The sequence below is a fragment of the Methylobacterium sp. J-068 genome (assembly GCF_022829445.1).
Classification (GTDB): domain Bacteria; phylum Pseudomonadota; class Alphaproteobacteria; order Rhizobiales; family Beijerinckiaceae; genus Methylobacterium.
Genome location: NZ_JAKSXY010000095.1, coordinates 62,189 through 84,454, shown reverse-complemented (window position 1 = coordinate 84,454; position 22,266 = coordinate 62,189). Strand labels below are relative to the sequence as shown.

At 68.8% G+C, this 22,266-nt stretch carries 24 protein-coding genes; 17 read left to right on the top strand and 7 right to left on the bottom strand.

Annotated features, from left to right (window positions below; all coding sequences use genetic code 11):
• Window position 1 precedes the first annotated feature (1 nt).
• A complete protein-coding gene (locus MKK54_RS15970; protein ID WP_244012178.1) occupies window positions 2–754 on the top strand; it encodes a DUF5131 family protein in 753 nt (250 codons plus the stop codon).
• On the opposite strand, the gene MKK54_RS15965 is transcribed toward MKK54_RS15970, so the two are convergent.
• Entirely contained in the window at window positions 706–1,629 is a 924-nt protein-coding gene (locus tag MKK54_RS15965; RefSeq protein ID WP_244012177.1) for a three-Cys-motif partner protein TcmP, read from the bottom strand. The genes MKK54_RS15970 and MKK54_RS15965 overlap by 49 nt on opposite strands.
• Window positions 1,630–1,760: 131 nt before the next feature.
• Window positions 1,761–2,948 (bottom strand): cystathionine beta-lyase, encoded by a 1,188-nt coding sequence (gene metC / locus MKK54_RS15960; RefSeq protein WP_244012176.1) that lies wholly within the window; start codon window positions 2,946–2,948, stop codon window positions 1,761–1,763.
• A 173-nt stretch (window positions 2,949–3,121) separates the two neighbouring features.
• Here metC and MKK54_RS15955 point away from each other — a divergent pair, with 173 nt between their 5' ends.
• The 9 genes from MKK54_RS15955 (at window position 3,122) to MKK54_RS15915 (ending at window position 10,721) form a co-directional block, all read left to right on the top strand.
• Window positions 3,122–4,111: an amino acid ABC transporter substrate-binding protein gene (locus MKK54_RS15955; RefSeq protein WP_244012175.1), complete on the top strand. Its 990-nt coding sequence runs from the start codon at window positions 3,122–3,124 to the stop codon at window positions 4,109–4,111.
• A 96-nt stretch (window positions 4,112–4,207) separates the two neighbouring features.
• A complete protein-coding gene (locus MKK54_RS15950; RefSeq protein ID WP_244012174.1) occupies window positions 4,208–5,365 on the top strand; it encodes an amino acid ABC transporter permease in 1,158 nt (385 codons plus the stop codon).
• A gap of 13 nt (window positions 5,366–5,378) precedes the next feature.
• Window positions 5,379–6,515, top strand: a complete 1,137-nt coding sequence (locus MKK54_RS15945; protein ID WP_244012173.1) for an amino acid ABC transporter permease — start codon at window positions 5,379–5,381, stop codon at window positions 6,513–6,515.
• Window positions 6,512–7,240, top strand: coding sequence for an amino acid ABC transporter ATP-binding protein (locus MKK54_RS15940; protein ID WP_244012172.1), 729 nt, complete (start codon window positions 6,512–6,514; stop codon window positions 7,238–7,240). Before MKK54_RS15945 ends, MKK54_RS15940 begins: the two co-directional genes overlap by 4 nt.
• 125 nt (window positions 7,241–7,365) lie before the next feature.
• A complete protein-coding gene (locus tag MKK54_RS15935; RefSeq protein WP_244012171.1) occupies window positions 7,366–7,788 on the top strand; it encodes a hypothetical protein in 423 nt (140 codons plus the stop codon).
• A 100-nt stretch (window positions 7,789–7,888) separates the two neighbouring features.
• Complete coding sequence (gene rarD, locus MKK54_RS15930; RefSeq protein ID WP_244012170.1) at window positions 7,889–8,746, top strand: EamA family transporter RarD; 858 nt, start codon at window positions 7,889–7,891, stop codon at window positions 8,744–8,746.
• A 56-nt stretch (window positions 8,747–8,802) separates the two neighbouring features.
• Window positions 8,803–9,798 (top strand): P1 family peptidase, encoded by a 996-nt coding sequence (locus tag MKK54_RS15925; protein ID WP_244012169.1) that lies wholly within the window; start codon window positions 8,803–8,805, stop codon window positions 9,796–9,798.
• A 148-nt stretch (window positions 9,799–9,946) separates the two neighbouring features.
• Window positions 9,947–10,381 (top strand): BPSL0067 family protein, encoded by a 435-nt coding sequence (locus tag MKK54_RS15920; protein ID WP_244012168.1) that lies wholly within the window; start codon window positions 9,947–9,949, stop codon window positions 10,379–10,381.
• Window positions 10,368–10,721, top strand: a complete 354-nt coding sequence (locus MKK54_RS15915) for an STY0301 family protein (RefSeq protein WP_244012167.1) — start codon at window positions 10,368–10,370, stop codon at window positions 10,719–10,721. The genes MKK54_RS15920 and MKK54_RS15915 overlap by 14 nt, the downstream gene beginning before the upstream one ends.
• A gap of 206 nt (window positions 10,722–10,927) precedes the next feature.
• On the opposite strand, the gene MKK54_RS15910 is transcribed toward MKK54_RS15915, so the two are convergent.
• Both MKK54_RS15910 and MKK54_RS15905 read right to left on the bottom strand, forming a co-directional pair.
• The gene (locus MKK54_RS15910; RefSeq protein ID WP_244012166.1) at window positions 10,928–11,206 is read right to left on the bottom strand and encodes a hypothetical protein; all 279 of its coding nucleotides are present in this window, start codon (window positions 11,204–11,206) and stop codon (window positions 10,928–10,930) included.
• Between the two features lie 63 nt (window positions 11,207–11,269).
• Entirely contained in the window at window positions 11,270–11,476 is a 207-nt protein-coding gene (locus MKK54_RS15905) for a hypothetical protein (RefSeq protein ID WP_244012165.1), read from the bottom strand.
• 396 nt (window positions 11,477–11,872) lie between these two features.
• Here MKK54_RS15905 and MKK54_RS15900 point away from each other — a divergent pair, with 396 nt between their 5' ends.
• On the top strand, window positions 11,873–13,462 hold the full coding sequence (locus MKK54_RS15900) for an ATP-binding protein (protein ID WP_244012164.1): 1,590 nt from the start codon (window positions 11,873–11,875) through the stop codon (window positions 13,460–13,462).
• A 155-nt stretch (window positions 13,463–13,617) separates the two neighbouring features.
• On the opposite strand, the gene MKK54_RS15895 is transcribed toward MKK54_RS15900, so the two are convergent.
• The gene (locus MKK54_RS15895; protein WP_244012163.1) at window positions 13,618–14,646 is read right to left on the bottom strand and encodes an ABC transporter substrate-binding protein; all 1,029 of its coding nucleotides are present in this window, start codon (window positions 14,644–14,646) and stop codon (window positions 13,618–13,620) included.
• A 349-nt stretch (window positions 14,647–14,995) separates the two neighbouring features.
• Between MKK54_RS15895 and MKK54_RS15890 the strand changes: the two genes are divergently transcribed.
• Window positions 14,996–15,412, top strand: a complete 417-nt coding sequence (locus MKK54_RS15890) for a DUF3597 domain-containing protein (protein ID WP_244012162.1) — start codon at window positions 14,996–14,998, stop codon at window positions 15,410–15,412.
• A 107-nt stretch (window positions 15,413–15,519) separates the two neighbouring features.
• On the opposite strand, the gene MKK54_RS15885 is transcribed toward MKK54_RS15890, so the two are convergent.
• Window positions 15,520–16,431 (bottom strand): ATP-binding protein, encoded by a 912-nt coding sequence (locus MKK54_RS15885; RefSeq protein ID WP_244012161.1) that lies wholly within the window; start codon window positions 16,429–16,431, stop codon window positions 15,520–15,522.
• Between the two features lie 273 nt (window positions 16,432–16,704).
• On the opposite strand from MKK54_RS15885, the gene yajC reads away from it, so the two are divergent.
• The 5 genes from yajC (at window position 16,705) to MKK54_RS15860 (ending at window position 21,101) form a co-directional block, all read left to right on the top strand.
• Window positions 16,705–17,040, top strand: coding sequence for a preprotein translocase subunit YajC (gene yajC, locus MKK54_RS15880; RefSeq protein ID WP_244012160.1), 336 nt, complete (start codon window positions 16,705–16,707; stop codon window positions 17,038–17,040).
• Between the two features lie 81 nt (window positions 17,041–17,121).
• Window positions 17,122–18,729, top strand: a complete 1,608-nt coding sequence (secD, locus tag MKK54_RS15875; protein ID WP_244012159.1) for a protein translocase subunit SecD — start codon at window positions 17,122–17,124, stop codon at window positions 18,727–18,729.
• A gap of 79 nt (window positions 18,730–18,808) precedes the next feature.
• Window positions 18,809–19,756 (top strand): protein translocase subunit SecF, encoded by a 948-nt coding sequence (secF, locus tag MKK54_RS15870; protein ID WP_244012158.1) that lies wholly within the window; start codon window positions 18,809–18,811, stop codon window positions 19,754–19,756.
• Between the two features lie 8 nt (window positions 19,757–19,764).
• A complete protein-coding gene (locus MKK54_RS15865) occupies window positions 19,765–20,154 on the top strand; it encodes an Mth938-like domain-containing protein (protein ID WP_244012157.1) in 390 nt (129 codons plus the stop codon).
• Between the two features lie 65 nt (window positions 20,155–20,219).
• Window positions 20,220–21,101, top strand: a complete 882-nt coding sequence (locus MKK54_RS15860) for a phytoene/squalene synthase family protein (RefSeq protein ID WP_244012156.1) — start codon at window positions 20,220–20,222, stop codon at window positions 21,099–21,101.
• 91 nt (window positions 21,102–21,192) lie between these two features.
• Here the strand turns inward: MKK54_RS15860 and MKK54_RS15855 are convergent, their stop codons facing one another.
• Window positions 21,193–22,116, bottom strand: a complete 924-nt coding sequence (locus tag MKK54_RS15855; RefSeq protein WP_056468548.1) for a manganese catalase family protein — start codon at window positions 22,114–22,116, stop codon at window positions 21,193–21,195.
• Between the last annotated feature and the right edge of the window lie 150 nt (window positions 22,117–22,266).

The window sequence follows — 22,266 nt, the reverse complement described above, 5'->3', positions numbered from 1 at the left end:
CATGGCGGATACAAAAATTGAGTGGACTGATACGACTTGGAATCCTGTCGTGGGCTGCACTATCGTCAGTGCTGGGTGCACTAATTGCTATGCCATGCGGATGGCAGCTCGGCTCGAAGCTATGGGTATTGCAAAATACCAGGGATTGACACGGAAGAGCGGTGGACGCGCGGTTTGGACCGGTCGTGTTCAATGTAATGAAGCCGCGCTTGACGCCCCACGGCACTGGCGGGGCAGGCGGCTGGTATTCGTGAACTCCATGAGTGATCTTTTTCATGAAGACGTTCCGCAGGAGTTCATTGTGCGGGTGTGGACTATTATGAAAGAAGCTTCACATCACACGTTTCAAATATTGACCAAGCGACCTGCACGTATGGCAGAAATATTGATTTCATCGGAATTGCCAGTTTTACCAAACGTGTGGCTAGGAACAAGCGTTGAATGTCCAGATGTATTGATCCGTCTTGACGAATTAAGAAGAGTTCCAGCCTCTATTCGGTTTGTTTCGTTTGAGCCTCTCTTAAGTTCAGTCAGAGAGGCAAATTTAGATAATATTCACTGGGCTATTGTTGGTGGTGAGAGCGGCCCCAGGGCACGTGCCATTGAGGAAACGTGGGTTGAGGAAATTGAGGGGCTTTGCCGTGCAAGCGACGCAGCATTCTTCTTTAAACAGTGGGGCGGTCCCAACAAGCGCAAGACGGGACGTCAATTTCGCGGTCGAACATGGGATGAAATGCCTGTTTTGAGAATGTGATTGGCTGCTTTTAAAGCAAGCCCAATCGCTCTTGGATCAGGATTAGACATAGCAAAGAATAATGAAAATAAAGGCGCTCCGTTATCCATGCTTAATCTGCGTGGGTCTGTTACTTTTGGAAAAATAGTCATCAATCTTTTCTTTACATAATTTTCTATTGCTTGAACGTTTGCTGAGCGAACTGATTCAGGTAGGCTTCCAAAAAGATCAAGATCTTCACGTGGTGGATAAAATTCAGTTTCCCATTCATCTGTGCCCAAGATCCGCGTTATTGATTCGCGTTTCTTAGATGTGAGTTTTCGACCATCAATAGAGGCTTGACGATAAACGCCACTTAAGGGGAATAGGTACCACACATCAATCGCTTGGGTTGCTGCAATCACCTCCAGCGTTGAAAACTTCAAATTCATTCCATAGGGATCTAGAAAAAGCACTGCACGTACGCCGCGATCTGGGACGCGCGGCCCACGCCAGACCGTCGACTGACAGAGGTCGACAATTGCATCATTCGCGTCGCCTTTGAGTAAATCGATTTGAATATTGGGATGTTCAGCACATAGCTTCTTGAGGGCAGCGAAGCGTTTTCCATGACGTTCGTTCAGTAGTATACGATGGAACGGCGGATCCGTTTCAAGAGCAATTCGTGCCGATCCCGGGGCGTTGACTTTTTCGGATTGATTTGTTGTTCCAAAAAGAGGTGATTCTCTAGCAAGGATGCGTTCGATTACGCGTCCGCCGCTGCCTGCGAATCCATCTATATAAAGAAGCTGAAAGTTCTGATTTCTTAATGCTGTTGTGAAGAAAGATAAATATTTTTGAAGTATATCTAATTTCTGGTCAGTCCAATTTCCCCCGTAGTCGTGATCGTCTGTCATGTGCCCCATTCACCCCTATCGCTCCATAGCCATTGAAACCCAAAGAGAGCACGCGCACAAGTTGTTAAGCGTTAATTGAGAGGAGGGTTCCGAGGCGCAGCCGCTCTGCTCGAACTGAAGATAGCTGCCTCTCAAAGCGCGGCGCGCAACCGCGAAAACCCCGCGTCGAGATCCGCCTGAAGGTCCGAAAGATCCTCCAGGCCGATGTGGAAGCGCAGGCCCGGGCCGCTGGGGTTCCACTGGGTGGCGGTGCGGTAGGTCCGGCAGTCGAACGGGATGACGAGGCTCTCGAAGCCGCCCCAGGAGAAGCCCATCCCGAAGAGTTCCAGCCCGTCGAGCATCGCCGCCACGGCGCGCTCCGGGGCGGGTTTCAGGATCACGCCGAACAGGCCCGAGGCGCCGGAGAAATCGCGGGCCCAGATGGCGTGGCCGGGATCGTCGGGCAGGGCGGGATGGAGCACCCGCGCCACCTCCGGCCGGGCCTGGAGCCATCGGGCCATGGCAAGCCCTTGAGCGCCGTGCTCGCGCAGGCGCAGGGCCATGGTGCGCAGGCCCCGCAGGGCCAGGAACACGTCCTCCGGACCGGGGCACATGGCGAAGTGCTCGAAGGTCCGGTGCAGGGCCGGCCAGTACGCCGCGTTCGCCGAGGTGAGGCCGAGGAGCAGGTCCGAGCCGCCGGAAAGGTACTTGGTGCCGGCCTCCACGGCGATGTCGACGCCCCGCGCGTGCGGCGGGAACAGGAGCGGCGTCGCCCAGGTGTTGTCCATGATCACGGCGGCGTTCCGCGCATGCACGATCTCGGCGATCGCCGGCACGTCCTGCATCTCGAAGCTCTGCGAGCCCGGCGCCTCGACGAGCACGGCCTTCGTGGTGTCGCGCATCAGGGCGCCGATGCCGGCGCCGATCAGAGGATCGTAGTATTCCACGTCCACCCCGAAGCGCTTGAGGACGCCGTCGCAGAAGATGCGGGTGGGGCGGTAGGCGGAATCGCTCACCAGCAGGTGGTCGCCGGCCGAGACCACCGCCATCAGCGCCACGGTGAGCGCCGCCAGCCCCGAGGGCGTCAGCACGGTGCCGGCCGCCCCCGCGAGCTCGCTCCAGGCGCGCGTGAGCGCATCCGTCGTCGGCGTGCCGGAGGTGCCGTAATCATAGCGCCCGCGCCGGTGCTTGAGGTCGTCGTAGGTCGGGAACAGCACCGTGGAGCCGCGATAGATCGGCGTGTTGACGAAGCCGTGCTGGCTGGACGGGTCGCGCCCCGCATGGACGAGGCGGGTGCTGGCCCCGAAGCGGGCGGGATCACGGGGAGGGGTGTTCGACATCGGCACCGATGGGAGGCGGGGGAGGACTTGCCGCGACCTCAGCCCGGCGGGCGCGCATCCGTCAACCCGGAAGGCCGGACGCCGGCACCGGATCATCCCGGCTTGACCCCGGCCGCCGATCCCCTGCAATGCGCGGCATGCGATCGATCCCGACAGCACTTCTCGGCGGGCTCATGGCCATCCTTCCGGCCATCCTTCCCGCGCAGGCACAGGACGGCACGCTCGCCGGGGTGAAGGCGCGCGGGCACCTCGTCTGCGGGGTCAGCGGCGGGGTGGCGGGCTTCAGCATGCCGGACGGGCAGGGGCGCTGGCACGGGCTCGACGTGGATTTCTGCCGGGCGCTGGCCGCCGCCATCTTCGACGATCCGGAGAAAGTGCGCTTCATCCCGCAATCCTCGGCCGCGCGCTTCACCGCCCTGCAATCGGGCGAGATCGACGTTTTGGCCCGCAACACCACCTGGACCCTGTCGCGCGACACCGCCGCGATGAACTTTCCGGCGATCACCTTCTTCGACGGGCAGGGCTTCCTCGTTCGGAAATCCCTGGCCATCACCCAGGTCAAGCAGCTCGACCGGGCTACGATCTGCCTGCAGCAGGGCACCACCACCGAGCTCAACACCGCCGACTGGTTCCGCACGCGCGGGCTGACCTACCAGGTGGTCACCTTCGCCAACAGCGAGCAGACCCTGGGCGCCTACGAATCGGGGCGCTGCGACGCCTACTCGACGGACAAGTCCTCCCTCTACGGCGAGCGCCTGAAGACCGCGCACCCGGACGAGCACGTGATCCTGGACGAGGCGATCTCGAAGGAGCCCTTCGCGCCGGGCGTGCGCCAGGGCGACGATGCCTGGCGCGACCTCGTCGCTTGGACCCATTACGCGATGCTCGACGCGGAGGAGGCGGGCATCACCCAGGCCAATGTCGAGCAGCTTCGCAAGGAGACCCTGAGCCCGGACGTGAAGCGCATCCTCGGCGTCGAGGGCAAGTACGGCCAGGGCCTCGGGCTCACCGGCGACTGGGCCTACCGGATCGTCCACCACGTCGGCAATTACGGCGACGTCTTCGCGCGCAACCTCGGCGACGCGACCCCGCTGAAGATCCCGCGCGGGCTGAACGCCCTCTGGACGAACGGGGGCCTGCAATACGGGCCGCCGATCCGGTGAGGACGGGCGCAGGACGGAGCGCGGCCGCGCGGTCCCTCGAGAGCGGGCGGACGCGTCCGCGTGCTGCGGACCCCATCTCGCCGAGTGGGACGGGCCATGCCTAGGCGCCCGTTCCGTCTCCGCGCCCTCGCGCTCCAGGCCCTCGTCGCCCTCGCGCTGGCGGCGCTGGTCTATTTCGCCGCCACCAACGCGTCCGAGAAACTCGCGCGCCAGGGCATCACCGCCGGGTTCGGCTTCCTGTCGCGGGCGGCCGGGTTCGACATCAGCCAGCGGCTGATCCCCTACGCCGCCGCGACCTCAACCTATCTCGACGCGTTCGTGGTCGGGCTCCTCAACACGCTGCTGGTCTCGGCCCTCGCCATCGTGCTGGCGAGCGTCCTCGGCTTCGCGGTCGGCATCGCCCGGCTCTCGCCGAACTGGCTCGCCCGGACCCTCGCGGCCGCCTATGTCGAGACCCTGCGCAACCTCCCGCTCCTGCTCCAGCTCCTGGTCTGGTACGTGGCCGTGCGCGTGGCGCTGCCCGAGGCGCGCGATCCGGCGGCCTGGGGCGGGGCGTATCTGAGCCAGCGCGGGCTCGTCCTGCCGCGCCCGGAGTTTTTCGGAATCGCCTGGCTCGTGCCGCTGGCCTTCCTGGGAGGCCTCCTCGGCGCGTTCGCCTGGGGACGCCGCGCCGCCCGGCGCGTCGAGGCCGGCGGGCGCCCGAGGCCCGTATTTTGGCCGGGGCTCGCCCTCGTGCTCGGCCTGCCGGCGCTGGCCTGGATCGGGTTGGCGTCGAGCGGCCACCCCGTCGCGATCGCGTGGCCGGCCCCCGGCCCCTACGGGCCGGAGGGCGGGCTCGGGGTGCTGCCGGAATTCGCCGCCCTGCTGCTCGGGCTCTCCACCTACACGGCGGCCTTCATCGCCGAGATCGTGCGCGCGGGCCTCAACAGCGTGGCGCGCGGACAGGGCGAGGCGGCCGCCGCCCTGGGGCTCGGCCGGGCCAAGACCTTGGCGCTCGTCACGATTCCCCAGGCCATGCGGGTGATCGTGCCGCCGCTGACCAGCCAGTACCTCAACATCACCAAGAACTCGTCGCTGGCGGTGCTGATCGGCTATCCCGACCTCGTCCACGTCTTCATGGGCACCGTGCTCAACCAGACCAACCAGGCCGTGGAGGTCGTGGCGATCACCATGGCGGTCTACCTGACCCTGAGCCTCGGCCTCGCCGCCCTCATGAACGGCTACAACCGCCGCGCGGCGCCGGTGAGCCGATGAGCGTGATGACCCGATGACCGTGATCCGCGAGACCCTGCTGCCCCCGGCCCCGCCGCCGCGCCGGACCGGCGGAGCCCTCGGCTGGCTCCGGGCGAACCTGTTCTCCGGGTTCGGCAACACGCTCACCACCCTGGCGATCCTGGCGGCACTGGCGTTCCTGGTGCCCCCGGCGGTCCGATTCCTGATCACCGACGCGGTCTGGAGCGGGACTTCGGGCGAGGTCTGCCGCCCGGCCGTCGCCGGGCACCCGGTGGGCGCCTGCTGGGCCTTCATCGGGGACAAGATCAACTACCTCGTCTACGGCTCCTATCCGGCCGCCGAGCGCTGGCGCCCGAACCTGTTCTTCGTCCTCGTCGCCCTCGGCGGCGCCTGGATGCTCTGGCTCGACGCGCCTCGGCGCGGCCTCGGCGCGGTGCTCGTGTTCCTCGCCGGTCCCGTCCTCTCCTACGGGCTGCTCTCGGGCGCCTCCCTCCTGGGGCTGGCCCCCGTCGCCACGAGCCTGTGGGGCGGCATGCTGGTGACGCTGGTGGTCTCGCTCGTCGGCATCGTCGCCTCCCTGCCGCTCGGCATCCTGCTGGCGCTCGGGCGGCGCTCGGACCTGCCGGTGCTGCGCTATGCCTGCATCGGCTTCATCGAGTTCTGGCGCGGGGTGCCGCTGATCACCGTGCTGTTCATGGCCAACGTGATGCTGCCGCTGTTCCTGCCCGGCGACCTCACCGTGGACCGGCTGGTGCGGCCGCTGGTCGGCATCGCCCTCTTCGCCTCCGCCTACATGGCCGAGGTGGTGCGCGGCGGCTTGCAGGCGATTCCCGAGGGGCAGGGACGGGCGGCCCTCGCGCTCGGCCTCACCCGCGCGCAGGCCATGCGCCTCGTCGTCCTGCCCCAGGCCCTCAAGGTGGTGGTGCCCGGCATCGTCAACACGCTGATCGGCCTGTTCAAGGACACGACCCTCGTCTCGATCGTGGGCATCGCCGACTTCATCCGGGTGCTGGAGGCCGCGCGCGCCGATCCGCGCTGGTCGGCCCCGACGATCCCCGCTACGGCCTACGCCTTCGCGGCCCTGTTCTACCTCGCGGTCTGCTTCTCGATGGCGCGCTATGCCGGCTTCGTCGAGCAGCGTCTGGAAGCCGGCGAGCGGGGACGCCGATGAGCGCGCCGGCGATCGAATTCTTCGGCGTGAACAAATGGTTCGGGAGCGCCCACGTCCTGCGCGACGTCTCGCTCGCCGTGGCGCCCGGCGAAAAGATCGTGATCTGCGGCCCCTCGGGCTCGGGCAAGTCGACCCTGATCCGTTGCGTCAACGGCCTCGAATCCTACCAGGGCGGCACGATCCGGGTGGACGGCCGGGACCTCACGCCGGCCCGCATCCCCGCCGTGCGGCGCACGGTCGGCATGGTGTTCCAGCACTTCAACCTGTTTTCCCACCTCACCGTGCTGGAGAACTGCACCCTGGCGCCGATCCACGCCCTCGGCACGGCGCGGCGGGCCGCCGAGAGCCGCGCCCGGGAGGAACTCGAACGCCTCGCCATCGCGGATCTGGCGGGGCGCCATCCCGGCCAGCTCTCCGGGGGCCAACAGCAGCGCGTCGCCATCGCCCGCGCCCTTTGCCTCGACCCGGCGGTGATGCTGTTCGACGAGCCGACCTCGGCCCTCGACCCCGAGATGGTGCAGGAGGTGCTCGACACCATGACGGCGCTGGCGGACCGCGGCATGACCCTGCTCTGCGTCACCCACGAGATGGGCTTCGCCCGCCGCGTCGCCGACCGGGTGGTGTTCATGGACCAGGGCCAGATCGTCGAGGTTGCGTCGCCGGGAGCGTTCTTCGATCGTCCCGAGCATCCGCGCACCCGGGACTTCCTCGCCCGCCTCCTCTGAGGCCGGACCGCGATCACCGCGACATTGTGCCGGCGCAGGAAGTTTCGCGAAGGGGTCTGCTCCGGTTCGTTAACGCAGAGGCGCTAAATCCCGTCTGGTACTCGCGTATCCGGGAAGCTCGTCCCTTGCGTATCCTGCGGAACATCGTCGTCGGCAGCGTCTTCGGCGGCAGTGCCCTGACCATCGCCTTCGCCTGCATCGACCGGATCGATCATCCGGCGCCCGTCCGGCGCGCTGGCCCGGTGACCACGCTCACCCGGGTCCGCCCGCCCGAGCCCACCGTGACCGGATCGCTGCCGGTCGAGACCGGCCCCTCGATCCGCGACATCCTCGGCCGCGACGGTCTTGGGCGGGATTCGGCGACAAGGGAGTCGGCGCCGAAATCCACCACGTCCAAGACGGCGACGGCGCGCGAGGCGGCGGCCCGGGTCGCGGTCAAGCCCGCCGCGAAAGCGCCGGTGAAGCGGACGGCCGAGGGCTTCGACACCGAGCGCCTGAACGCCCTGATGCGCGGCGACCCCGCCGTCACCCTCGCCCGCAGCCGCTGAGCGCGGGGGTCCGCCGGGCGTCATCCCGCACGCCCGATCCCCGTCGGGACCTGCTACAAGCCGCGCCCTGTCCCCGTGGGGAGGCGAGGGGAGGCGGTCCTTGGGTCTGATCTACGCGCTCGGCGCCTACCTGAGCTGGGGCCTCGTGGTCCCGGTGCATTTTCGCCTGCTCGACGCCGTGCCGGCCCCGAGCATCCTGGCCCACCGCATCGTCTGGTCGAGCCTGCTCGTGGCCGGGCTCCTCGTGGCTTTGCGCCGCCGCATCCGCACCCCGTTTCCGCTGCGGCCCCGGCACGGGCTCCTCGCCCTGTCGGCCGGGCTGATCGGCGTGAACTGGCTGCTCTACCTCCGGGCCGTGCAGTCCGGGCACATGCTCGACGCGAGTCTCGGCTATTTCATCAACCCGCTGATGAGCGTGGCGCTCGGCGCCCTGGTGCTCGGCGAGCGCCTGCGCCCGGTCCAGGCCGGGGCGGTGGCGCTCGCGGCCGCGGCGGTGCTCCTGGCCGTCGCCCTGGCGGGGAGCCTGCCCTGGGTCTCGCTCGCGCTCGCGGGCAGCTTTTCGCTCTACGGCCTCGTCCGCAAGGTCGTGGGCGTCGACGCCATGGTGGGCTTCGCCGCCGAGACGCTGCTGCTCCTGCCGATCGCGCTGATCTACCTCGCGGCCTTCGCGCCGGCGGTGATCCAGGGGGACCCGGTGCGCGCCGGCCTTGTCCTGCTCACGGGGGCCACCACCGCTCTGCCGCTGATCTGGTTCGCGGCGGCCGCCGAGCGGCTCACCCTGGCGACCCTGGGTCTGATGCAGTACCTCGCGCCCTCCTGCCTCCTCGTGCTCAGCACGCTGGTCTACGGCGAGCGGCTGGAGCCCCACCGCATGGTGCTGTTCGGCCTGATCTGGCTGGCGTTGGCGATCTACGCGGGCGACGCCTATCGCGCCGCTCGCCGGGCGCGGGCGGGATGATCGCGTCCCTCGCCGGGGCCGGGTCGGCATGCGATCCTGGCCCCCGGGAGATCATCATGGCCAACCGCATCACCGACATCGCCGGCATCCGGGTCGGCCACGCCACGGATCTGCGGCTCGCCAGCGGCGTCACCGCGATCCTCTTCGACGAACCCGTGGTCGCGGGGGTCGACGTGCGCGGCGGCGGCCCCGGCACCCGCGAGACCGACCTCCTCGACCCGGAGCGCACGGTGGAGCGCATCGACGCCCTGGCGCTCTCGGGCGGCTCGGCCTTTGGCCTCGACGCGGCCGCCGGCATCGTCGCCCATCTCGCCGAGAGCGGACGCGGCTTCGCCGTGGGGCCGGCGCGGGTGCCGATCGTGCCGGCCGCGATCCTGTTCGACCTCCTCAACGGCGGCGACAAGGCCTGGGGCCGCTACCCGCCTTATCGCGACCTCGGATACGCGGCGGCGGCCGCGGCCGCGCGCGATTTCGCCCTCGGCTCCGTCGGCGCCGGCACGGGGGCGGCCACCGCCAACCTGAAGGGCGGGATCGGCTCCGCTTGCGCCCGGGTGGCGGGGACGCACGCCCACATCGGCGCACTCGTGGCCGTCAACGCCTTCGGCCGGGTCACCGTGGGAGACGGGCGTCATTTCTGGGCGGCGCCCTACGAGGTGGACGCGGAGTTCGGTGGGCTCGGGTCTCCCGTCCGCCTGCCCAAGGACGCCTTCGCTTGGCCGCGCAAGGCGCTGGCCGGAGCCAACACGACGCTCGCTGTGGTCGCCACCGACGCGTGCCTCACCAAGGCTCAGGCCCGGCGCCTCGCGGTGATGGCGCAGGACGGTCTCGCCCGGGCCATCCACCCGGTTCACACCCCCCTGGATGGCGACGTGGTCTTCGCCGTATCCACCGGCCGGGTCGCGCTCGCCGACCAGGTCCTCGGCCTGGCCCGTCTCGGCGACGCCGCCGCCCGGACCCTGGCGCGTGCCGTGGCGATCGGTGTCCATGCCGCTACCTCGCTACCGGGCTCGGCGCGGATGCCGCCGGCCTGGGCGGAGCGCTTCGGGAGGTGAGGGGGGGACTCATTCTCTGGAAGACCGCGACCGACCGTCACGATCGCCACCTGATCCTCTCGAGAAATCGGACGCCGTTGCAGCGGGGATGCGGCCCGAATAGTGTTCACGATCGATGCCGGTGTGGCTCGAACAACGGGAACGGTCGGTGGCATACGTCGCAACGAACTACGACTCGAATTCGAATGCTCCGGCCGGTAAATGGACATGCGCGCCGACTTCCAAGAGCGGCCCGTTGGCGAGCGTGCCGACGGGAGACGCCACCAAGGGAACCGAGCTGTGCGGTCAGTGTGTTTCTTATGTGAAGACGGTGTGTCCCAGCCTTCCGGCGACGTTCGCGTGGAAAAAAGGGCCGCCGGTGAAAGGCAACGACAAACTGCTTCCCGGTACAGTCATCGCAACGTTCAGCGGCTTGAAATACAAGGGCCATGCCGCGATCTACGTGGGACAGGATGAGGACGGCATCCAAGTCTATGATCAGTATGTGACGCCGCCCAGTCCGAAACCTGTCGGCCCGCGCACGTTGAGATGGAAGGCGAGCGGCAATTCCAACAACGGAAACAACTTCTATGTCGTGGAATAGAAGGGCGATCGGAGCGTTCGCGACACTCTGCCCGGCGATGTGTTGGGCGGCGGTCGGCGAGGCGGTCGAATCGCAGCACTGTCCGACGCAGGTCGGTCGCCCGCTCCGCTACGTTGACGTCTTCGACGGTGTGCCCGCAGAGAACGTCATTCTGGTTCCCGATGTCGCCGGGGCACGGTCGGGCAAGTGGAATCTCGCCTATGTCTACGATTCCGGACGGTCCGTGACGCTCAAGTGCAAATATGAGGGCGGCGCCAGCACAGAGGTGCGGTTGTCCAGGGTTTCCGAGTGCCGCTACACGTTGTCAAAGCAGGCGGTGCTCGATCTGCGCTGCCGGTAGGGCACCGCGCCGGTCGCATCGGGCATCAGCCGGAGCGGCGGCACCACGTAAAGCTCGCCCGTCCGACGTTCCGGCCAGGCGATCCTTCGGCTTTCGGTCCGGTCGCGTGGGTTCCCGAGCGACCTCGGTGACCTCTTACCCGGAAAACGGATCGTCGCGGAAGCGACCGACCCCTCGCGCATTCCGGATCGGTCAGACGTCGGGCCTCAGCCCAATTCCGCCTTGGCATCCGCGATGAGGCCGGCGAGGCCCGCATCGACCTCGGCTCCGAGCATGCGCCGCTCGGCCTCCGTCAGGTCGGCCGCCCAGCCGCGCCGGCCGAAGCCCTCGGCGCATTTGGCCCGCTCGGCGGTGAGATAGGCCTCCGTCTCGGCGGGCTGCGTCCGCATGGCCTGGACGAGGCCGAACCAGGCCGCGCGCTCCACCACCGCGAGGCGGGCCCGCAGGCGGATCATCACCGCGCGCTCGGGGTCGACATCGTCCATGGCGTGGTCCGTCTCTCTTCGATCATGCCCGGCGGGCGGTCTGGTGTCAGGCTCGCGGCGCGTTCAGCGCCGGGGTTCGCAGCGCGTCTTCACGTAGGTGCCCGGCTCGTTGCCGTGCCCGGCATTGGCGGCGAGGACCGGCCCCTGCATCAGACATTCCTGAAGCGTGTGAGCGGGTCCGGTGATGATGTCGAGCGCCGTTTCCCGGGAGCAGTCCGGGGCCTGGACGGTGGAGGCGCAGACGAGGGCGACGACGAGGACTGAGTTCATGACCGGATTAACTGGATCAGCGCGCCGGAGCGGCAAGGGCCGGCCGCGCGCCGGCGCGCGATGTGTTGCCGGCCGGGGATCGAGCGATGTTCCGCTCATGTTCCTGGCAGGAGGACGCCCTACCTCGTGCCAGCGGCGATCATTCCTAGGACAATTCGACTATGTCGATATTCCTAGGTTAGAAATCTTGCCGCCGAAGTGCGGGTGGAACGTAAGAAGAACAAAGCAGGACTGCGGCTTCTCCGCATCCCCGGCCCTCGTCGCCGGGTGCGGCCCCAAGCCTGTGGACGCCGCCGCCTCTGTCCGGACCCGCCCGTCGGCGCGCGTGTTAAGACCTTCGTGCGAGAGCCAGGAAGCGTCGGGGAACGGGCCCCGGGCGCGGGAGCCGGAGCGGGCATGACGGTCGGCATCGAGATGGGTCTGAGCATGGGGCCGGGGGCGGAGCCCGCGCGTCTCGACCTCGAGGAGCTCCTGGCGACGCGTCTCCTGGTCCAGGGCAATTCCGGCTCGGGCAAGTCGCACCTGCTGCGGCGCCTGCTGGAGCAGAGCGTCGGCGCGGTGCAGCAGGTGGTGATCGACCCCGAGGGCGACTTCGTCACCTTGGGCGAGGCCTACGGCCACGTGGTGGTGGACGGCGCCCACGGGGAGGCCGACCTCCAGGCCATCGCCGCGCGGGTGCGGGCGCACCGGGTCTCGGTGGTGCTCACCCTCGAGAGCCTCGACATGGAGGCGCAGATGCGCGCCGCCGCCGCCTTCCTGGGCGGCCTGTTCGAGGCCGAGCGCACCCATTGGCACCCGGCGCTGATCATCGTCGACGAGGCGCAGATCTTCGCGCCCGCCGCCGCCGGCGACGTCTCGGACGAGGCCCGCAAGGCCTCGCTCGGGGCCATGACCAACCTGATGTGCCGGGGCCGCAAGCGGGGACTGGCCGGCATCATCGCGACGCAGCGCCTCGCCAAGCTCGCCAAGAACGTGGCGGCCGAGGCCACCAACTTCCTCATGGGCCGCACCTTCCTCGACATCGACATGGCGCGCGCGGCCGATCTGCTCGGCCTCGACCGGCGCGGGGCCGAGCGTTTTCGCGATCTCGCGCGCGGCGAGTTCGTCGCCCTCGGGCCGGCGTTGAGCCGGCGGCCGCTCGCCCTGCGCATCGGCCCGGTCACGACCTCGGCGCGCTCGGGCTCGCCGAAGCTGGTGCCGCTGCCCGCCCCGGCGGACGCGGACCTGCGCGCCCTCATCCTCACCCGCTCGCCCGACGAGCCGGCGCAGGCCTGGGCGCCCGCGCCGCGCACGCCGCCGACCCCGCGCGCCACGCCCGCCGACCTCATGCGCGAACTCAGCGCCTATCGCCCCGAGCCGGCGGAGGCGCCCGAGCCGATGAGCGCCGACGAGATCCGCGCCGGGCTCGACGCGGTCCTGCGCGGCATCGCCGCCGACCCGGATGCCGGCGGCCAGCCCGTGGCGGTGGTCTACCAGGACTTCCTCGTGCGCTGCCGCATGCGCGGCCTCGACGGCGAGGCGATGAGTCTGGCCGCCTTCCGCCGCCGCCTCGGCGTCGCCCGCGCCGGGTTCGACGAGGCCGATGCCGGCCCAAGCGAGGCGGACGGGCGCTGGGAGGAGGCGCAGGCCGCCGCCGCCGCCCTGCCGGACGAGGTCCAGGGCCTGTTCCTGCTCCTGGCCCGCGCGGCCCTGGCCAGCGAGCCCTGTCCGGGCGACGAGGCCCTGGCCCGGGCCATCGGCAGCCGCTCGCCGGGCCGGGCCAAGCGGCTCCTGGCCTATGTCGAGACCCGCGGCACCATCGTCTGCCGCATGGACTACAAGGGCAACCGCATCGTCGCCCTGCCGGCCCTGAACTGCGAGACCGCGCCGGGCGATCCGAAGGCGCCCGCGGGCGAGGGCCGAGCCCCCGGCGGGGAGGACAAGGCCGGCGTGGCCAAGCCGCAAGGCGGCGCCCTCGAGATGCCGGGGCTGTTCGCGGCGGAGTAGGGGCCGTGTTCATCGCGGCGGCGCACCGGCTGCCGCTCACGACCTACACGGTGGTGGACGACGTGCCGGCGGAATCCTTGGGCCATGCCGGCCTGACCCAGGCGCGGCGCGCCCGGGCCTGACCTGACACGCCGGATCCCGGATCCGGCGGCGTCTCAGGGCTTGGCGCTGGCCTTCTCGAAGTACGACGCGTCGAACAGGCCGTCGAGCGGCACGTCCTTGTCGAGGGTGCCGATGGAGACCTGGTAGGCCTGCATCTTCTTCGTCGCCTCGATGATGGCGCGCGGGTCGGCGGTGAACTTCGCGGCCGGCGAGGTGAGCGCCTTGGTGATCGTCGCGGTGTCGGTGATGCCCTTGCCCAGCGCCGCCTCCACGGGCTTGGCCGCGCGGGCCGGGTCGCTCTTCAGGAGTTCGGTGGCGCGCATCACGGCCTTGACCAGGCCCTCGACGGCGGCCGGGTTCTTGTCGGCGAAGGCGCCGAACACGCCCACCACCGTGCCCGGCTGGTCGGGGAACATCTCGCCGCCGGTGGCGATGAGCTTGATGGCCGGGTTGCGCATCTGGACGATGGTCAGCGCCGGCTCGCGGATCGAGGCGCCGTCGACGGCCCCGGCGAGCATCGCCTGCTGCGTCGCGTCGATGCCCATGGCCACCACCTCGGCATTGGCCTTGTCGGCCTTGGCGACCTGCCAGAGCCAGTGCTGCAGGGTGGTGTTCGGCACCGAGCCCGGCGGCTGCGTGGCGAGGCGGGCCGAACGGCCCTCCTTGGCCTTGAACTGGCGGAACGCCTCGGCCTTGTCCGCGCCGTTCGCGAAGTAGGGGGCGAGCTTCGGCCCCGCCACGAACACCATCTCCTCGATCGCCGTGGCGGCCACCACGCGCACGTCGATGCCCTTGGTGCGGGCGACCGCGAGCGGCGCGACGCCGGCGACGTAGACGTCGATGGTGCCCGACGCCAGGGCCTGGATCATGTTCGGCCCGGATTCGAAGGTGGTGAAGCTGGGGCTGAGACCCGCCTCCTTGAGCCAGCCCTCGCCGTTGGCCACGAAGACCGGCGACGCGCCGATGACGGGAATGACGCCGATGCGCACCGGCACCGGCGCGGCGTTCTGCGCGGCGGCGAGGCCGGGGCTCAGAAGGCCCGTCAGGGCGGCGAGGGCGGTCGCGAGGAGGGTGAGGCGCATCGAGGGGTTCCGGGGCGGGGACGGGTCCGGGAGTGGATGTCCGCGCAGTGGCATGCACGTCGCTCCGGCGCAAGAATTCGCGCTCGTCTCCGGATGTCTTCCCGAGTCATTGGCAAATTCATCGCGCGATCGCCCCCGGGGGAGGCGGATATCGCAAGGACACCGTGAGCGAGGACACCGTGTGGATTTCGCAAGTCGGCGGAGAGGTCGCGCCGCGGATGTCGAGGCCGTTTCGAGCCGAGGGACGCCGCGCGATACGTCCCCCTGGGGGAACAGGGCCGGGTAAGTTCCGTTGTCACCCCGACCGTCGCGGCACCGGCCGCCGACGTGAGATTGAGGGAAACCCGTCATGAGCCTCCTCGGCAGCATCGTCAGCAAGATCCTCCATCCGTTCGGCGGCGGCGACGCGCAGGCCAAGCCCGCCGACGGCACGCCGTCCCAGGCGGATGCGCAGCCCTCCGCCGGCGGCTCGGACGCGCCGGCCTCGACCGGCACCGCGTCCGGCGGCCCGGTCGACGTCGAGGAGGTGTTGAACGGCATGGCGGCGAAGAATTCGCAGAGCCTGAACTGGCGCACCTCGATCGTCGACCTGATGAAGCTCCTCGACCTCGATTCGAGCCTCACCGCCCGCAAGCAGCTCGCCGACGAGCTGCACTACACCGGCGACAAGGAGGACTCGGCGACCATGAACGTCTGGCTGCACAAGCAGGTGATCAAGAAGCTGGAAGAGAACGGCGGCAAGGTCCCGGCCGACCTCAAGGACTGAGGCCTTTCGGGAATTTGGCGTGGCCCGGCTTGGGGTCGCGCCCGGAAGAGGGCAGGGGCATCATCCTCTGCCCTCTTTCACGTTCGGGCCGGCGGCGGGACGGGGCCTCACCCCTCCAACCGCTGCCCCAGGCGGCCGGCCAGATCCTGGATGAACTGGAACGCGGTGCGGCCCGAGCGCGAGCCGCGCGTGGTCGCCCATTCGAGGGCCTCCGCCCGCACGCGGTCGGCATCGGCGCTCAGGCCGTGGCGCTCCACGTAGGCGTGGATCATGGCGAGGTACTCGTCCTGGCTGCACTTGTGGAAGCCGAGCCAGAGGCCGAAGCGGTCGGACAGCGAGACCTTCTCCTCCACCGCCTCGCCGGGGTTGATCGCCGTGGAGCGCTCGTTCTCCACCATCTCCCGCGCCAGGAGGTGGCGCCGGTTGGAGGTGGCGTAGAACAGCACGTTCTCGGGCCGCCCCTCGATGCCGCCGTCGAGCGCCGTCTTCAGGGATTTGTACGAGGTGTCGTCGCCATCGAAGGAGAGGTCGTCGCAGAAGACGATCCAGCGATGGGCGTCGCCCCGCAGGGTCGCCATCAGGTCCGGCAGCGCCTCGATGTCCTCGCGATGGATCTCCACGAGCTTCAGGGGCAGGGCGCCCTCGGGGCGCGCGGCGTTGATCTCGGCATGCGCCGCCTTGACGAGCGAGGACTTGCCCATGCCACGCGCGCCCCAGAGGAGCGCATTGTTGGCCGGCAGGCCGGCGGCGAAGCGCTGGGTGTTCTCGACCAGGGTGTCGCGGGCCCGGTCGATGCCGGTGAGGAGGCCGATCGCCACGCGATTGACGCGCGGCACCGGGATCAGCCGGCGCTCCGGTCCCCACAGGAAGGCGTCCGCCGCGTTCAGGTCGACGGGGGGGCGCGGGGCCGGAGCGGCCCGTTCCAGGGCGGCGGCGATCCGCTCCAGCACGGGCAAGAACTCCTGAACGGGCAAGAGCGCCGCGAGGGCGGCCGCATCGGCGGGGGGCGTGGCGGTCATGGACGGCTCCTCGAACGGGGAGAACAGCGACGGGTGCCGTCCTTTACGGTGCCGGGCCGCCGGCATGAAGCCGGGAACCGGCACGAACCCGGGCGTGAACCCAATAAATCGCCGCCCGGCCGGCGATTTCGGGACCCCGACCCATTCGCCTCACCCGGGCGGCGTTGCTTTCAACTAGCCCCTGGCTATAGTCCGCGCGCTTTTTGACGAGCCCGGACGCCCCCTCGACCGAGGGTCTGGCGGCGCGGGCCGCATCCTTGAGGAGTCACCCGCTTGATCACCCCCGCCTTCGCGCAAGGGGCCACCTCGGCCGCTGGCGGAGCGGACATCGCCTTGCAGGTGGTGCCGTTCGTCCTCATCTTCGTCATCATGTATTTCCTGATCCTCCGCCCGCAGCAGCGCCGCGTGAAGGAGCATCAGAGCATGGTCAAGAACGTGCGCCGCGACGACACGGTCGTTACCACCGGCGGCATCGTCGGCCGCGTCACCAAGGTCGCCGACGAGGCCTCGGAGATCGAGGTCGAGATCGCGCCCAACGTCCGCGTCAAGGTCGTGCGCACCATGATCTCGGAGGTTCGCGTCAAGGGCGCGCCGGTCAAGGCCGCCTGATCGGGCGACCCGAAGCGGTGCGGGCCCGGCCAAGGGCCCGCACCGCTCCTTGAGACAACGGACACAGGACGGTACCGGCGGATGCTGCGCTTCTCGAGAACCAAGATCGTCACGACGCTGGCCGTCATCCTGATCGGCCTCAGCCTCGCCGTGCCGAGCTTCTTCTCGCCCGAGCAGCGCAAGGGCTTCATGGCCTCCCTGCCGGGCTGGTTCCCGAGCTGGATCGTGCCCCAGCGCGCCATCGTGCTCGGCCTCGATCTGCAGGGTGGCTCGCAGCTCCTCCTCGAAGTCGACCAGGCCGAACTCGTCGCCTCGCAGGCCAAGGTCCTGCGCGACGATGTCCGCCGCATCCTGCAGCAGGAGAGCGTGCGCGCCGAGGGCGGCATCCAGCTCCTGCCGCGCGGTGTCCAGGTCCGCGTCGCGGACGCGGCCGCCCGCGCCAAGCTGCTGCCGAAGCTGCGCGAACTCGCCCAGCCGATCTCCAACCCGCTGGTCGGCCAGGGCGCCGGACGCACCCTCGACATCACCGAGCAGCCCGACGGCCTCGTGCGCCTCGCGCTGACCGATGCGGGCATAACCGAGCGCACCCGCCGCGCGGTGAGCCAGGGCATCGAGGTCATCCGACGCCGCCTCGACTCGACGGGCACCACCGAGCCTTCGATCCAGCAGCAGGGCGCCGACCGCATCCTGATCCAGGTGCCGGGCGAGCAGAATCCGGAGCGCCTGGAGAAGCTCCTCGGCTCCACCGCCAAGCTCGAGTTCCGCATGCTGGCGGACTCGCCCTCCGGCGACGTCGACCTGCTGCCGTCGCGGGACGAGAAGGGCGCCAAGGTGCCGGTCGAGCGCCGGATCATGGCCGATGGCGGCGATCTTACCGACGCGCAGCCGGCCTTCGACCATCAGACCCAGGAGCCGATGGTCAGCTTCAAGTTCAACCTGAAGGGCGCCCAGCGCTTCGGTCAGGCGACCTCGGAGAATGTCGGCCGCCGCATGGCGATCGTGCTCGACAACGAGGTGGTCTCCGCGCCGCGCATCAACACGCCGATCACCGGCGGCTCCGGCCAGATCACCGGCAACTTCACGGTCCAGCAGGCCAACGACCTGTCGGTGCTGCTGCGCGCCGGCGCCCTTCCGGCGAAGTTCACCGTGGTCGAGCGCCGCGTGGTCGGCCCCGGCCTCGGCCGCGACTCGATCCAGGCCGGCAAGCTCGCGACCCTGGTGGCCGGCGCCCTCGTCGTCGTCTTCATGTTCGCCACCTACGGGGTGTTCGGCTTCTTCGCCAACATCGCCCTCATCGTCCATGTGGGCCTCATCCTCGGCCTGATGTCGGTGCTGGAGGCGACCATGACCCTGCCGGGCATCGCCGGCATCGTGCTCACCATCGGCACGGCGGTGGATTCCAATGTGCTCATCTACGAGCGCGTGCGCGAGGAGGTGCGGGCCGGCCGCTCCATCGTCTCGGCGCTCCAGGCGGGCTTCGACAAGGCCTTCGCCACCATCATCGATTCGAACTCGACCATGGCGATCGCCGCCCTGATCCTGTTCTTCCTCGGCTCCGGCCCCGTGAAGGGCTTCGCCGTGGTGTTCATCCTCGGCATCCTCACCACGGTCATCACCGCCGTGACGCTGACCCGCATGATGATCGCCCTGTGGTACAACATGGCCCGGCCGAAGGCCCTGCCGTTCTAATCGTCGGCCCCGCGCCGACATTTGGGGACGGACGCGGCCCTTCCGGCCGCCGTCCCGGACAAGAGTTTCGAGACCGATCATGCGCCTGCTCCGCCTCTGGCCCGACGAGTCGCACGTCGACTTCATGCGCTTCCGGCGCTTCACCTTCCCGCTCTCGGCCTTTATGTCGGTGGCGACGGTGGTGCTGTTCCTCACGGTCGGGCTGAATTTCGGCATCGACTTCAAGGGCGGCACCCTGGTGGAGCTTCAGGCGAAGTCGAAATCCGCCGATGTGGGGGCCGTGCGCCACACCGCCAACGGCTTCGGCTTCGGCGAGACCGAGGTGCAGGAACTCGGCGCTGAGGGCACCGTGCTGGTGCGCTTCCCCCTCCAGCCGGGCGAGCAGGGCCAGACGGCGGTGATGCAGAAGGCGCACGCCGCCTTCGATGCCGAGTACGAGTTCCGCCGCACCGAGACCGTGGGGCCGCGCGTCTCGGGCGAACTCGTCCAGTCCGGCACCATCGGTGTCGTGCTCTCGGTGCTGGCCGTGCTGTTCTACCTCTGGTTCCGCTTCGAGCGGGAACTGGCGCTCGGCGCCATCGTGGGCACGCTCCACGACATCGTGCTGACCCTCGGCGTCTTCGTCATCACCCGCATCGAGTTCAACATGACTTCGATCGCGGCGATCCTCACCATCGTGGGCTACTCGCTCAACGAGACCGTGGTGGTGTTCGACCGGACCCGCGAATTGATGCGGCGCTACAAGACCATTCCCACGGTGGAACTCCTCAACCTCTCGATCAACTCCACCATGTCGCGCACGGTGATGACCGCGACCTCGGCCTTCCTCTCGCTGCTGGCCCTGGTGCTGTTCGGCGGCGAGGCGATCAAGGGCTTCGCCATCGTGATGCTGGCGGGTGTCGTCATCTGCACCTACTCGGCGATCTTCGTCTCGACGCCGGTGCTGATCTATCTCGGCCTGATGCTGTCGGGCGTGAAGGCGCAAGGGCGTCCGGCCGGCGGGCGCGTGCCCCAGGCGGCGGAGTAGGGGGCGGCATGGCGTCCCCCGGCAGCCTGCACGACGGATTCGTTCCCGGGCGCCACCTCATCGACGCCTACGGCAACGGGGGCTTCCGCTTCGCCGAGATGTCGCATCGCGGCTCGATCCTGGTGACGCCCGCAGGCATCCGGGCCTGGGACGTGACCGAGCCCCGGGCCATCGACCGCAACGCGCTGCGCCCGATCCTCGCCGAGGCGGGGGCGGTGGAACTCCTCCTCGTCGGAACCGGGCTCGAGATCGCGCCTTTTCCCGATGCGCTCCGGCGCTGGCTCAAGGAGGGTGGCATCGGCCTCGACGTGATGCAGACGGGGGCCGCGGCGCGCACCTACAACATCCTCATGGCGGAGAACCGCAAGGTCGCCGCCGCCCTGATCGCGGTCGCATGACGGAGGCCTGGGTTATGAGGGAATCCTGAGTATGAGGGAATCTTGGGTATGAGGGAATCTTGGACATGACGGAGTCCGAGACCCGCGCCGGCGCGATCGAGGGCAACCTCGCCTTCGCCTTCCAGCACTGCGAGGCCCTGGTGCGGGAGGGCGACCCCGACCGCTACTTCGCCACTCTCTTCGCGCCCGCGAGCGCCCGCCCCCACCTCTTCGCCCTGATCGCCTTCAGCCTGACCATCGCGCGCGTGCGCGAGGCCGCCTCGAACCCGATGGCCGGCGAGATCCGCCTGCAATGGTGGCGCGACGCCCTCCAGGGGGAAGCGCGGGGCGACGTCAAGGCCAATCCCGTCGCCGCCGCCCTCGACGACGCCATCGTCCGGCGCAAGCTCGGGCGCCAGCCCTTCGTCGACCTCATCGATGCCCGCGTCTTCGACCTCTACGAGGACCCGATGCCCCGGGTGAACGACCTCGAGGGCTATTGCGGCGAGACCGCCTCGGCGCTCATCCGCCTCGGCGCCCTCGTGCTCTGCGACGGGGTCGAGCCCGGTGGGGCCGCGGCCGCCGGCCATGCGGGCGTCGCCTACGGGGTCACCGGCCTGCTGCGGGCGCTGCCCTGGCACGCCCGCTCGGGCCAGGTCTACCTGCCCGCCGACATCCTGAAATCCTACGGCGTGACCCGCGAGGACATCGTCACCGGGCGCGGCGGGCCCGGTCTCCTGCGCGCCACCGCCGACCTGCGGGCGCTCGCCCGCCGGCATCTCAAGGCCTACGAGGCGGCGCGCGCCACCATCGCGCCCGCCGCCCGCCCCGCCTTCCTGCCCGTCGCGCTGGTGGAGCCCTACGTCGCCGCGATGGAGCGGCCGGGCTACGACCCGCTGAACACGGTGATTGAGATTCCGCGCTGGCGCCGCCTTTGGACGCTCTGGCGCGCCTCCCGGCGGCGCTGAACGCCGGTCGTGGCTTTGGCTCACGAGAAAGGGGCGGCTCCCCCTCGGAGCCGCCCCTTCGATTTCGTATCCGGCGCCGCGAGAGCGTGCCTCAGCGGGCCTTCTTGGTCAGCTTCTCGGCGATCTCGAACATCTCCTCCGGGGCGTAATCCGGGGTGAAGGCCGACGGTACGCCGGTGAGCTGGTGGATCTTGCCACCCTCGGGCATGCCCTCGACGACGCTGAGTTCGCCCGGCGGGTCGCCCGGAAGCGCCACCTCGCCGTTGCCCCAGATCCCGGCCATCTCGGTGTAGTCGCCGGGGCTGAAGGTATAGAGCCGGCGGTGCGAGCCCTCCTGCAGGTACTTCTGGCACTCGGGGATCTTGTCGAGGTTGATGTTCGGGGTCGGCAGGAACTTCTCGATCTCCACGCCGGTGATCTTCTTCAGCGCCAGGGCGTAGGCGTGGGCGTGGACCGAGCCGCGCACCAGGAGGTAGCCGCAGACCTCGCGTCCGGTCGGGTCCTTCAGGGTCTCGTAGACGCGCAGCTTGTGCAGGCGGGCGCCGCATTCGAGGTGGAAGTTGTGCAGCAGGTCCACCACGACGTTGCCCGTGGTGGTGATGAAGTCGTTGTTCCAGGAGGCGCCGTTGCTGTTCACCGGGGTCACGCCGCCGCCGTTCGACAGGAAGGCCGCCGCGAGGCGGATGTCTTTCATGTCCTCGAACGGCGCCTTCGAGATGTCGCCGCCATCCGTCTCGTCGCCGTCGTTGTCCGGGCCGTTGTTCAGCATCGCCACGCCGTTGCTGACGAGCTCGACATGGCCGAGTTCTTCCGCCGTGATGGCCGCCACCAGGCTATAGAACGGGCGCAGTTTCGATTTGCTGCGAAAATTGAAGCTCTGGAACATGTAGTTCCCCAGCGTCGACATCTCGCCATACTTGCCGCCGAGCAGTTCTTGCAGGGCCGCCGCGGCGTTCGGATCTTTCCTTTTCGGGGCAGGAAGCTCGGCCTGTAGCTTGTCAACGCGCATAAACATAGATCAATTCTCCGCTTCCGGTCGCTCGGGATCTCGACAGGGAACGGGTCGCCGGACGTGCATGTTCCGCGTGTCCGGCCCGATAGATCCTGCGCCGCGTCGGCGGATCCGATCGGCGCGGGGCCCGGCACCGGCCGGGGTCGGCGGATG